10 protein-coding genes and 1 tRNA gene are annotated in these 12,580 nt (G+C 65.0%); 5 read left to right on the top strand and 6 right to left on the bottom strand.

The genetic code is table 11. The features are described 5' to 3' along the window. Positions 1-8: 8 nt before the first annotated feature. Entirely contained in the window at positions 9-848 is an 840-nt protein-coding gene (locus tag UP10_RS28235) for a helix-turn-helix transcriptional regulator (RefSeq protein ID WP_044590501.1), read from the bottom strand. Between the two features lie 99 nt (positions 849-947). Then, entirely contained in the window at positions 948-1,526 is a 579-nt protein-coding gene (locus UP10_RS28230; protein ID WP_044590500.1) for a methylated-DNA--[protein]-cysteine S-methyltransferase, read from the bottom strand. A 212-nt stretch (positions 1,527-1,738) separates the two neighbouring features. Here UP10_RS28230 and UP10_RS28225 point away from each other — a divergent pair, with 212 nt between their 5' ends. Then, positions 1,739-3,259 (top strand): glycosyltransferase family protein, encoded by a 1,521-nt coding sequence (locus UP10_RS28225; RefSeq protein ID WP_044590499.1) that lies wholly within the window; start codon positions 1,739-1,741, stop codon positions 3,257-3,259. 109 nt (positions 3,260-3,368) lie between these two features. After that, positions 3,369-3,442: transfer RNA gene (locus UP10_RS28220), tRNA-Gly, on the top strand. Between the two features lie 71 nt (positions 3,443-3,513). On the opposite strand, the gene UP10_RS28215 is transcribed toward UP10_RS28220, so the two are convergent. Beyond that, complete coding sequence (locus UP10_RS28215; RefSeq protein WP_044590498.1) at positions 3,514-4,533, bottom strand: LLM class flavin-dependent oxidoreductase; 1,020 nt, start codon at positions 4,531-4,533, stop codon at positions 3,514-3,516. A 164-nt stretch (positions 4,534-4,697) separates the two neighbouring features. On the opposite strand from UP10_RS28215, the gene UP10_RS28210 reads away from it, so the two are divergent. From UP10_RS28210 to UP10_RS28200, 3 genes are all read left to right on the top strand, one after another. Next, positions 4,698-5,864: an NADH:flavin oxidoreductase/NADH oxidase gene (locus UP10_RS28210; protein ID WP_044590497.1), complete on the top strand. Its 1,167-nt coding sequence runs from the start codon at positions 4,698-4,700 to the stop codon at positions 5,862-5,864. Between the two features lie 23 nt (positions 5,865-5,887). Then, positions 5,888-6,817: a dihydrodipicolinate synthase family protein gene (locus tag UP10_RS28205; RefSeq protein WP_044590496.1), complete on the top strand. Its 930-nt coding sequence runs from the start codon at positions 5,888-5,890 to the stop codon at positions 6,815-6,817. Positions 6,818-6,983: 166 nt separating this feature from the next. Beyond that, positions 6,984-8,087, top strand: coding sequence for a hypothetical protein (locus tag UP10_RS28200; protein WP_044590495.1), 1,104 nt, complete (start codon positions 6,984-6,986; stop codon positions 8,085-8,087). A 274-nt stretch (positions 8,088-8,361) separates the two neighbouring features. Here the strand turns inward: UP10_RS28200 and UP10_RS28195 are convergent, their stop codons facing one another. Genes UP10_RS28195 through UP10_RS28185 form a run of 3 tightly spaced genes read right to left on the bottom strand, consistent with a single transcriptional unit; the run spans position 8,362 to position 12,550 of the window. After that, a complete protein-coding gene (locus tag UP10_RS28195; RefSeq protein ID WP_044590494.1) occupies positions 8,362-9,612 on the bottom strand; it encodes a DUF445 domain-containing protein in 1,251 nt (416 codons plus the stop codon). Continuing rightward, on the bottom strand, positions 9,612-10,460 hold the full coding sequence (locus tag UP10_RS28190) for an EcsC family protein (RefSeq protein ID WP_044590493.1): 849 nt from the start codon (positions 10,458-10,460) through the stop codon (positions 9,612-9,614). Before UP10_RS28190 ends, UP10_RS28195 begins: the two co-directional genes overlap by 1 nt. Next, positions 10,457-12,550, bottom strand: a complete 2,094-nt coding sequence (locus UP10_RS28185) for a heavy metal translocating P-type ATPase (RefSeq protein WP_245321905.1) — start codon at positions 12,548-12,550, stop codon at positions 10,457-10,459. The genes UP10_RS28190 and UP10_RS28185 overlap by 4 nt, the downstream gene beginning before the upstream one ends. Between the last annotated feature and the right edge of the window lie 30 nt (positions 12,551-12,580).

The raw sequence follows: 12,580 nt of genomic DNA, 5'->3' as shown, positions 1-12,580 counted from the left end.
AACCCTAGCTATTGCAGCGCGAGACGTTCTTGGAAAATCTTGCGGTCGCCGCGGGAGGCCTGGCGGAATTTCAGCGGCGAGGCGCCGGCGGCGCGGTGGAAGCTGCGCACGAAATTGGAGAGATCGCCGAAGCCGACGTCATAGGCGATGTCGGTGATCGGGCTATCATCGTCGGCAAGCCGGCGCGCCGCATGACGCAGCCGCGAGCGCACCAGATATTGATGCGGGGTGACGCCGAGCACCGCGGAAAACAGCCGCAGGAAATGGAATGTGCTGAGGCCGGCCTGATCGGCCGTATCGTCGAGATCGATGCCGCGATGCGAATTGGCATCGATCCATAGCGCGGCCTCGACCGCGCGACGGCGGTCGCGCAAGCCGGCGGTGAGGGGTTTGGCCTTGCGGTCGGAGACCAGTTCGACAAGGCGGCTGACGAGGAGATGCCCGACCTCGTCGAGGCCGACGTCGCTGTTGCCATCTGCCGCCGTTTGCGCGAGTTCGCCCAGCACCATCAGCTCGGACAGCGGCGGCACCGAGCCGACCTGCCAGACCGCGGCGCGGTCGCCGATGGTCTCCACCAGCTCCGGATCGAGGAAGAACGAGAGGCACTCGTCGCCGACCACGTGATCGTGGGTGCAGGTGTATTCGTCGCCGGGATGGCCGATCAGGAACGATCCGGCGACCAGTTCATGGAAGCGGCCGCGGCAATGGCAGCCGAAACTGCCCTTGCGCACATAGGACACCGAATGGCTGGCAAACTGCTCGACAAACGGCTTGTCGCCGGGCTCAGCCGTGCAGCAAAACTCGTTGACGGTGATGCGATCGCGCTGCAACAGCGTGGTGCGGTTCATGCCTAGGATTTAGTGCATGATCCGGAAAAGTGGAGTCCGGTTTTCCGATAAGATCATGTACAAACAAAAAAGTTAGGTCATGTGCGAAGCGCACATGACCTAAGGATGCGGCCGCGGCGGCGCAACCGGCAGCAGCACGTCGAACAGGGTCTTGTTCGTGATCGTCTGCGCGCCATCGATCGAAAGCAGCCGCCGCTTCGAGATGCCGCCGCCGTGCGGCGAGATCGGGTCGGCATAATGGCCCGCTTCCAGCACGCGGTGGCAGGGCACGATGATCATGAAGGGATTGCGGCTGATCGCCTGCGCCACCGAATGGACCGCGCCGGAGGCGCCTAACGCACGCGCCACCTCGTCATAAATCAGGGTTTCGCCGCGCGGAATCGTCCGGACAAACTGGTAGACGCGCTGGTTGAAAGCCGGGATGTCGGTCATGTCGAGCGTGACGCCGGACAGGTCGCTGTTGCCGCCGCGCAGGATCGCGGCGATGCCCTCGATCGCGACCTCGATCTCCTCGGATGGCCGTATGTCGCGGGCGTCGGGATAAAGCTGGAACAGCCGCCTGCGGGTCTCGATCTCGCGTGCTTCGGGAAGCTGCACCCCGACCACGCCCATCTCTCCCCATGCGATGCCGCATCGGCCGATTGCCGTGTCGAAAATGGTATACCCACGCCCCGCCATGACAGCACCAACCCCGGGAGAGATGTTAGCACCCTTGCCATCGCGCGCACCTGGAATCTTAACGTTCGGTTAAGGATGTCGCTGATGGCTCCGGACCGCCCGTCCGGTGTCCAAAGCCCGGCCTCCGGTCACGCATCTTAAAGGCATGGGCGCTATCTGTTCGTCGGTGCTGCTCCACGAGGCCCGGGCCTCTCGATACGGTCGGCGGAACGATGACGAGAACGAGCGCCGATCGATCGCCTGGCCACACGGGCGAGGTCGGACCAGCGACCGGGCGCTTTCACCCCCTGGCGGCATTGCTGTTGCTGGCCCTGGCGATCCGCCTTCCGCTCGCTGTCTGGCCCAACATCATCCATCCCGACGAGATCTTTCAGTACCTCGAGCCGGCCTGGCGGCTGCTCGGCCATGACGGCATCATCACCTGGGACTGGCGTTACGGTATCCGCGGCTGGTTCCTGCCGACGTTGCTGGCGGGGCCCGTCGCTGTCGGCGACCTCGTTGTGCCTGGTGGCGCGGGGGCCTTCGTGGTGCCTCGCCTGGTCGCCGCGCTCGCATCGCTGTCGATCGTGGCCAGCGCCTGGTTTCTCGGCGCGCGGATCTCGAGAACCCACGCCATCGTTGCGGCCTTTGTCGCCGCGATCTGGTTCGAGTTCATCCTGTTCGCGCCGCACACGTTGAGTGAACCGTTAGCGACGGCGCTCATCGTGCCGGCGGCGCTGCTGTTGACCGGCGGGCCATCGCAGCGACGCCTCGTCATCGGCGGTGCATTGCTCGCGCTCGCCTTTGTCTGCCGCTTTCAATATGCGCCTGCGATTGCCGTGCTGGCTATCGGCGTGTGCTGGCGAAACTGGCGGAATCTGATTCCGCTGGTCGCCGGCGGGCTCGTCGTGCTGCTGCTCGCTGCCATGGTCGATGTCGCACATGGCGTCGTCCCGTTCCGTTGGCTGATCGCGAACATCGAGCAGAATCTGCTGCACGACCGTGCGGCCGAGTTCGGCCTGCAGCCTGCGGTGACCTATCTCGTCAGTTTCTGGATGGTCTGGTCAGTGGCGGTCGTGCCGCTGCTGTGGGCGATCTGGCGCGGCGCGCGACACGCACCGTTGTTGCTGGCCGTGGCGCTCGTGAACCTGGTCTTTCACAGCCTGATCGGACACAAGGAATACCGTTTTGTCTTTTTGTCGATAGTCCTGCTCATCATCGTGGCGGCGCTGGGCTCGGCCGACTGGATCCAGTCGCTGCGCGCGAAGCGCGCCTGGCGACGGTGGGCGCTGCCGCTCGTTGCCGGCGGATGGGCGCTGGTCTCGGTGGCACTCGCCGGGGCAAGCGAAGAAATGCATGACGACTGGATGCGCGGCGTCGGCGCGTCACAGCTGGCGGCGGAATTGCGCAGCGATTCCAAATTGTGCGGTCTCGCGCTTTACGATGTTCCCTTCCATTTGCTGCCGGGGCAGGAACGGCTGGCGGGTTCGTCGCCGCTCTACGCGCTGCAGCCCGGCGATCCCCTTGCGAAGGGAAATCTTCCGGCTCTGGTGCAGGCGACAAAGCCAGCCTTCAATCGCATCCTGGCACGCCCGGCCTCGGCAGCCGATCTCCCTGCGGATTTTTCACGGCGCAGTTGCGCGGCCGTCGGCAACGGCGATGCCTGCGTCTTCGTGCGAAGCGGCACCTGCGACGCGGTGGCGGCTGTAGCACCATTCGTCATCAATGACGTGCTCGTGCGGCTCGACTATTAGCGGCGAGTGACCCGTGACCGCTGTGAATGCACGCTTGATCCTTGCCGTCGGCCCGGGCTATTGTCCGGCACGGTCTTGAGCGGTAAAGCGGACTTAAGCGATTGAGATCGCGGGCGTAGTTCAATGGTAGAACGGCAGCTTCCCAAGCTGCATACGAGGGTTCGATTCCCTTCGCCCGCTCCAATTCGTTCAGCGATTTAGCGGTTGACCGATAGCGGCTCCACGGCACGCTCCAAATGTTGCCGTTCCGCTCCTCACCGCCACCCAAGCGCAGGCGCGATCTGGGTCAGAATAGTCTCGATCACATGCGAATTGTAGGCGACGCCGAGCTGATTGGGGACGGTCAGCAGCAGGGTATCGGCCTCCGCGATCGCCTCGTCCGTCTTGAGCTGCGCGATCAGTGCCTCCGGCTCGGCGGCGTAGCCGCGGCCGAAGATCGCGCGCGTCCGCTCATCGATGAAGCCGATCTGGTCTTCCTCCTGCCCGTTTCCGAAATAGGCGCGGTCGCGATCGTCGACCAGCGCGAAGATGCTGCGGCTCACCGAGACGCGCGGCTCGCGCGCATGACCGGCCTCCTTCCAGGCCGCACGGTAGGCCCGAATCTGGGCCGCCTGCTGGACGTGGAAGGCTTCTCCGGTCTCGTCGTTCTTGAGGGTCGAGCTCTGCAGGTTCATGCCAAGTTTGGCCGCCCAGATCGCCGTGGCGTTCGAGCCGGCGCCCCACCAGATTCGGTCGCGCAGGCCTTCCGAGAGCGGTTCGAGCCGCAGCAGACCGGGAGGATTTGGAAACATCGGCCGCGGATTCGGCTGCGCAAAGCCTTGCCCGCGCAGCAGGTCGTAGAAAATCTCCGCGTGACGCCGCCCCATGTCGGCGTCGGTCTGGCCCTCAGGCGGCTGATAGCCGAAATAGCGCCAACCATCGATCACCTGCTCAGGCGAGCCCCGGCTGATGCCGAGCTGCAGGCGTCCGCCGGCGATCAAATCGGCTGAGCCAGCGTCCTCGACCATGTACATCGGATTTTCGTAGCGCATGTCGATCACGGCGGTGCCGATCTCGATGCGGCGGGTCCTGGCGCCGACCGCCGCCAGCAGCGGGAACGGCGAGGCGAGTTGGCGGGCGAAGTGATGGACGCGAAAATAGGCGCCGTCCGCGCCCAGTTCCTCGGCGGCGACGGCGAGGTCAATGGATTGCAGGAGCACATCGGCGGCCGAACGCGCTCCCGATTGCGGTGAGGGCGTCCAGTGTCCGAACGAGAGGAATCCGATCTTTTTCATACCGGCCATGTAGGCATATTCAGGGTGATTTGCGAACGGCGAAGTGCGCCATCATGCGTCCAGGTCGTATGGCCTGCGTCGTTGCGCGGCTTGCGATGAGGCGGCGAGCCGCCTAGCTTTCGCTCCCCACCATTTCCCCGCCATCACGCTCCCCGCAGGTCCCGATGTCGCAGCCGCTTCTGTTTCAGCCGATCACGCTTCGCGGTGTGACATCCCGGAATCGCATCCTGATCTCGCCGATGTGCCAGTATTCGGCGATCGATGGCCTCGCCAATGACTGGCATCTCGTGCATCTCGGTAAATTCGCGCAAGGCGGCGCCGGGCTCGTGATGGTCGAGGCCGCGGCGGTTACGGCGGAGGGCCGCATCACCCATGGCGATGTCGGGATCTGGAACGACGAGCAGATCGCGCCGCTGGAACGCATCGCGGCGTTCCTGAAGGATAATGGCGCGGTGCCGTCGATCCAGCTCGCCCATGCCGGCCGCAAGGCCAGCATGCAGCGGCCCTGGTATGGCAATGCCGTGCTTGACGATTCCGACCGCGCCCGCGGCGATTTGCCATGGCGGACGGTCGCGCCGAGCGCGATCCCGATGGAGGAGGCCTGGCTGATGCCGCACGCGCTCGAAGTGGCCGAACTCACAGCGCTGCGGGAGCAATGGCGTCGCGCCACCTTGCGCGCGTTGGAAGCCGGCTTCGAATTCGTCGAGGTGCATTGCGCGCATGGCTATTTGCTGCACGCATTCCTGTCGCCGCTGTCGAACCGCCGGACCGACGCCTATGGCGGCGACCGCGCCGGGCGCATGCGCTATCCGCTCGAGATCATCGAGACCGTGCGTGCCGCCTGGCCCGCGGAGCGGCCGCTGTCGGTGCGGATCTCCTCGGTCGACGGCATCGATGGCGGGTTACAGCTTGAGGACCAGATCGCGTTTGCCCGCGAGGCCAAGGCGCGCGGCGTCGATCTGATCGATTGCTCCTCCGGCGGCCTGCTCGGCTCGGCGACCGCGGCGCGGATTCCGCGCGGCTATAGTTTCCAGGTGCCTTATGCCGACGAGATCCGCCGCTCCGCCGACATCGCCACCATCGCGGTCGGTCTGATCTTGCATCCGCAGCAGGCGGAAGATGTCCTGGCGAAGGGCCATGCCGATCTGGTCGCGATCGGCCGTGAGGCGCTGTTCGATCCGAACTGGCCGCTGCATGCCGAGCTTGCGCTTCGCACCGGAAGCGGCGAAGTATTCGCGTCCTGGCCGAAGCAATATGGCTGGTGGCTGGAACGGCGCGAACCCGGCCTGCGCAGGCTCGACGGGCCGCCGCTGCCGTTTCGCAAGGTGTGACGGATCGCGAGCGAGGTTTTGACATGACATCCCCGGCACAGCGTCCCTATCGCGGCGTCTTCCCCGTGGCGCCGACCGTGTTCGACGCCAACGGCAATCTCGACCTCGACGGGCAACGGCGCTGCATCGATTTCATGATCGATGCCGGCTCGCACGGCATCTGCATCCTGGCCAATTTCTCCGAACAGTTCGTGCTGACCGATGCCGAGCGCGACACCGTGATGCACGCGGTGCTGGATCATGTCGCCGGCCGCATCCCCGTCATCGTCACGACCACGCATTTCTCCTCTTCGGTGTGCGCCGCGCGCAGCCGACAGGCGGAGGCCGCCGGTGCCGCCATGGTGATGGTGATGCCGCCCTATCACGGCGCGACGTTTCGGGTGCCGGAGCCCAGCATCTACGACTTCTATCGCGTGGTGTCGGACGCCATCACCATTCCGATCATGATCCAGGATGCGCCGGTCGCGGGCACGCCGCTCTCGGTCGACTTACTGGCGCGGATGGCGAAGGAACTCGCCAACATCAGCTACTTCAAGATCGAGGTGCCGATGGCGGCAAACAAGCTGCGCAGCCTGATCGAGAAGGGCGGTAGCTCCATCGAGGGTCCGTGGGACGGCGAGGAGGCGATCACGCTGATGGCCGATCTCGATGCCGGCGCCACCGGCGCGATGACCGGCGGTGGTTATCCCGACGGCATCCGCCAGATCACGGATCCCTTTTTCGCCGGTCGCCGGGACGAGGCCGTGCGGGCCTATGCGCGCTGGCTGCCGCTGATCAACTACGAGAACCGTCAATGCGGGCTGCAGGCCTGCAAGGTGCTGATGCGCGAGGGCGGCGTCATCAAGTCCGACATGGTGCGCCACCCGTTGCAGCCACTGCATCCCGCGACCCGCGCCGGCCTGATCGAGATCGCGCGCGCGCTCGATCCGGTCGTGCTGCGCTGGGGGCGCTGACCGCGCGCCATCCGGCTCCCGTATCGCGCGTCGCCGCTGCGCGACCGGCTGCATTCACATAACTGTCAACAAGGGTATCTACCGTTCCCGTCTGGCAATGGCGGCGGGATCGTGCCCGCACGTCAATTCGGGATACGGCGCAGCGAATCGCTCAGGCAGACAACGGATGATCGACACCTTCCGGATTGGCTCCTTTGCGATGCGCTACAGCCACTTTGTGCCACGGCTCTACAATTATTGCCGTTCGCTGGGCTTCGAGCGCGAGCGCATGATGCCGTCGCGGGCGTTCTGCTCGGATGAGAGCCAGGGCTATCCGGTCATGCTGCTGGTCCAGCATTTCGGAACGTTTCCGTTCGACCATGGGCGCGTCGGAGGCAAGGTCGCGATCAACCGCCACGGGCCCTATGCCCATCATGGCGAGGACCTGGTCATCATCCAGGCCAGCCATGTCGGCTATGATCCCGACGATGGCCGGTTCGGCGTCTACCAGCGCCACCGCACCGACGGCTGCGGCTTCGGAGACTGCTGTGGAAAGCTTTGCAGCGTTCTGCACTGGTATCAGGACGAATACGCGCATGCCTGCCGGCAGGTGCAGTGTGGCCGGCTCGGCGGCGAGCCGGCTGTCCAGATCGACAACCAGTATCTCGATGACGGCCGCAGCGAGGGTCTCTTTCTCCGGCTCGACCGCATGGTCGAAACGCCGCTTCAGCCGCTCAGCGTGCTCAGCACGTCAAAGGTCTTTCGTACCAGCGAGGTGCTGCGCGAACGCCTCGGCGAGGGTGGTTTCCGCGAGAAGCCTGCGCCGATCGGCGCGGCGCTATCCTCCGATCTGTTTCATTTCCGTCGCGTGCCCGCTGAAGGCCCCGAAGGCCATGATATCCTCGAAGCGGCGCTCGCTCCGGTCATGCCGGCGCTGGTGACGTCGGCACATCCGGCGCTCGATGCCGCCCGCTTCGTCACCCAGGCCGAGTTCGACCGCACTTACCGGAGCATTTTGCGGGAGCCGGCGTTCCGCACCAAGAACGTCCTGTTCGTTTCCGGCGTGAATATCGACGTGTCGCCGCGCGAGGGATTTCCGTTCCCGTTCACCAAATTCGTGCCATGGGCGGCCCATGCCAGCCTGCGCGACGGGCGCTCATTGCTGCTGGAGCAGGAAGAGCTCGTCGAGACATTGCGCAGGATGCCCGGTGAAAACCCCGATTGCCTGTCGTTTGACGACACGATCGAACGGATGACCGCTGCGCCGGAAATCCTTCTTCCCATCGGTTGACGCGGCATGACGACACTTCCCGCACTACGTGAGCACGCGCTTCCCGAACCTCGTCTTGTACGTCTGGGATTCGCAGACCGCGGTGTGTGCTTGACCCGCCGTCACTTCCTCCTTGGCTGTCTTGCCATGGTCGCAAGCAGAGCGGCCAATCTGTTCGACAGGCTCGCGCAGTTGCCCCTGCTTCGAATTCGCTTTCCCTGATCGGGTCACGTCAGAGCGTTTTCGAGCGAAGTGGATCCCGGTTCGCGTAAAGAAAACGCGTCAAAATAAGACTCTAGAACCACTGCGATACGGAGAAGATCAGGAGGCCGACGAGGCCGCCCACCACGGTTCCGTTGATCCGGATGAATTGCAAATCGCGCCCGACCTGCAATTCGATCCGCATGATCAGCGTCTCGGTGTCCCAGTTCTCGACCACTTTCCGGATGAAGGCCGCGATCTCCTGCCGACGCGATGCCACGGCGCGCAGTGCGGCAACACGGAGCCAACGGTTGATCCGGTCGCGGAGATCGATGTCGTCGTCGATCCGCGCGGCGACCGACATCAACGCCGTTTCGATCGCCTCGGCCAGGGTTGCCGATGTCACGGCGGAGTTCAGCCGCGTCTCGATCGCGCCCCACATCGCGTCGATCTGGCGGATCACGGCGGGATTGTCGAGCAGCCGCTGCTTCAGCTCCTCGCCGCGGGCGAGAAATTCGGGATCGGTCGCAAGCCGGTCGATCATGCGCTCGACTTCGGCCTTGAGCTCGATGCGCCAGGGATGGTTCGGCTCGCGCATCTCGTCCAGGGTCTGGCTGACGCCATTGATGATCCGGTCGGCGACCATGCCGTCGACCCATTTCGGCATGAACCGATAGGAACGCTGCGAGATCTTCTTCCGGATCGTGTCCCTGTTGTTGGCGAGCGCCGAGCTCGCCGAGACGACCAGCCGCTCGATCAACGTCTGAGCATCGCCGTGCGCCCACAACAGCGACAGTAGGCGCGAGGCCAGCGGCGCCGCCTGGAGCGTGGCGAGCCCCTCCCGCGTCCGGCGGGTCAGGAAGGCATTGACGTCGTCGGTCGGCGTGGCCTGCAGGGCCTGATGCAGTGTCGAGACCGTGCGTTGCGCGGCACTGTGGGCATTCGACGGCCGCTCGATCCATCGCGCGGCCCATCCGGCGATGTCGACGTCGCGGATCCGATCGCCCACCACGCGCGGCGACAGGAAGTTGTTGGCGACGAAACGTCCCAGCGCGACCGCGATGCGCTGCTTGCTCTGCGGGACGATCGCGGTGTGCGGAATCGGAATCCCGAGCGGATGACGAAACAGCGCGACGACGGCGAACCAGTCGGCGCAGGCGCCGATCATCCCGGCCTCCGCGAAGGCGCGCGGATAGACCAGCCACGGCCATTGCGCCTGCAGCATCGAGGTCGCCACGAACAGCAGCAGCATGAGCACGAGCAGCGCGGTGGCAAGCGCGCGCATGCGGCGCAGATCACGCAGCCTGGTGTCCTCACGCGGGAGCACGGCGTCGCTGTTCGCCATTATCTGGCAGTTGATGCGGTCGCGACGCCGCGCGGCACGGCGAGATCATTCGCGATTTCAGCATAATGGTGACGAACGGTGGCGCTGCCATGGACCCGCTCTAACCTGCGCAAGGTGAAATGCCCCTTCGCCATTTTCTGGAAGTGATCCATGAAGATGACGTTGACGGTCGCGCCGAACACCGCGCCGATGATCGGCACGGCGCCGGCAGCAACTTTGTCCGACACCACCAGGCCGAACCGTGAGACAATCTCACTGACGAGATTGGATATCACGGGCGCGGAGGCATCCACCGCGCCACGCTCGAGGATGTAGGCCGCCGCGTCGCTGGTGTATTTGCTGATCAGCGCGCGTGCGGCGTAATAGCCGACATCGACACCTTCGCTGGTCTTCTTTGTGCCATAGGCGAAGACCTCGAGGCAGGCCAGCCGCGCCTCGAGCTTCGAAAGGTCCTCGCCCTCGTGCTGGGCGATCTCGGCGATCGCACGAAGCATCAGGGTCGTCGTCAGCGGCAGTTCGACTGTGAGCGCGCCGAAGCCGAACAGGCCGCTCACCCCTCCGGTCACCCCGGCAAGGAACGACGAGAATCCGACAGCGGGCGAAGGCGGCGGCTTCTCGTTCAGTGTATCGACGGCAACTTCCAGCCCCGTCAGGACCGCCGAACGCACCAGACCGCTGAGCTGGCGGTTGGCGGCTTTTGGCAGCAGGTTCAGGACGCGATTGACGGGAATGCCGGCATAGTCGGCGATCTTCGCCGCCAGATTGGGGCTCTCGAGCGCCTTGACGGCGACTTTTAGCGCGGCGTGATCGCCTGGAGGGAGAACAAGCTGGGTGACATCCTGGCTCATCGATACCGCAGAATTGGCCGTATGCCGTTCAGGCTCGCCAGGATGGCCGAGCCGTTGCTGATCAGCGCCGTCATCTCGGGCGTGATCAGGCCGCCGGGCAACGCCAGTCCGAGCGCCAGGGTGTTGAGCGCCGCGACGATGGCGTAATTCTGCCGGATCAGGCTGACGGCGCCTTGCGAGATCTCGACGGCCTTGACGAGTTTCCACAGCGAATCCTCCATCAGGATGACGTCAGCGGATTCGTGCGTGACCTCGGCGCCGTGCTTCATCGCGATCCCGACATCCGCGAAGCTCAGCGCAGGGGAATCGTTGATGCCGTCGCCGACCATGGCGACCCGGTGTCCCCTACGTTGCAGCTCCTGGATGACATTCGCCTTATCGGCCGGCAGCATGTCCGCGAAGTGCTCGGTCAGCCCCAGCCTGTTGCAGACGGCGCGCGCCACGACGGCGTTGTCGCCGGTCAGCATGATGCTGTTCTTGACCCCGAGAGCGTGCAGCCGCTGGATCACCGCGCGGCTCTCGGCGCGGATTTCGTCGGAGTAAGGCACGAGGCCCGCGAGCTTGCCGTCGACAGCGATGTAGAGGCTCGAATAGCCGCGCTCGTCCAGCGCGGCACGATCATGCACCGCCGCGCCGACCGCGATCTCGCTCTCGCGCATGAAGCGCTGGTTGCCGACATGGAGATAGTAGCCATTGACCTGGCCCTCGACGCCGAGGCCGAGGCGATAGGTCGTCTCGTTGCATGGCGGGATGTTGACGGCCAACTGCCGTGCCCGGGTGCGCAGCGCCTCGGCGACCGGATGCTGCAGCTTGGTCTCCGCTGCTGCGGCAAGCCCGAGCAAATGGTTCGGCGTGATATTCCTTTGATAGGAGATCACGTCGATGACGGCCGGCGTGCCATGGGTCAGGGTACCGGTCTTGTCGAACACCATCGTGTCGATCCCGGCGAGCTTTTCCATGTGGCCGCCGCTCTTGATGATCATGCCGGTCCGGGCGGCCAGCGTCATTGAGGACAGTACCGAGGTCGGCGCAGCGACGCGGATGCCGGTGCCGTAGTCGACGATCACGAGCGACAGGAAGCGGTTGAAGTCGCCGGAGACCATCGCGGTGCCGGTGGCGAGCGCCAGCGTCGGCGTTACCAGCCGGTCCGCGAAGCGCTCGGCATGGTTCTGCATCCTCGTGTCGCCGATCGGCGCCGATTCGATCAGGTGCACGATCTGGCCGGCGGTGGTGGCCGACCCGACGCGCAGTGCCCGCAGCGTGATCTGGCCTTCGCGGATCACAGTGGCGGCGAAGGCGGCTTCACCCTTGCCGCGATGCACCGGCAGGCCTTCACCGGTGATGGTCTTCTGGTCGATGGTGGCGGAGCCTTCGAGGATCTCGCCGTCGACCGGGATCATCTCGCCCGGATACACCACGACGATATCGCCATTCTGCAACTCGATGGCGGGAATCGACACGACATTGCCGTCGCGGAGCACCCAGGCCGTCTTCGACTGGAATTCCAAGAGCTCGTTGATGGCCCGCCGCGAACCCGCCGCAGTGAGGTCACGGATCCAGTCGCCGAGCTTGATCAGCCAGGTGACGATGCAGCCCGCCAGCGGGTTGCCCTGGAGCATCGACGCTGAAATCGCGAGCGTATCGAGCACGTCGATGTTCAGCCGGCTTTCGTTCGACCAGACCTTCCAGGCCCGCTTGGCGATCGGGATCGCGTTCCAGAGCATCAGCGGCATGTTGATCGCCATGACCACCGGATTGGCACTGAAGGCCATGACCAACGACAGCGTCGGCAGCGTCAGCGGCGACCGCTTCGAGACCTCTGTCGCGCCGGCGCGTGGCGTAACCGCGTCCTGCGCGGCACGACTGCTCAAGGCCTTGAGCTCAGCCAAGCTCATGCTCTTGAAGTGCCCGAGCAGCAGCAGGAGCCGTTGCTCCTGCGCCGGATCGTATTCCAGCACGAGGCTCGCGCAGTCGTAATTAATCCGCGCGCTCCTGACGCCGTCCTGCGCCTTCAGCCACGCCAGACAGGCCTCGCCCAGCTGGTGGCTCTGTCCGAGCGCGGGGATGCTCAGGCGAAGGCGGCCTGGCATCGAATGTCGGAAGCAGAAGTCCATGACGTT

Origin of the sequence: Bradyrhizobium sp. LTSPM299 (assembly GCF_000938235.1) — a bacterium.
GTDB lineage: Bacteria > Pseudomonadota > Alphaproteobacteria > Rhizobiales > Xanthobacteraceae > Bradyrhizobium.
Note: the sequence above shows the minus strand (reverse complement) of the source record. Positions and strands in the feature narration are given on the sequence as shown.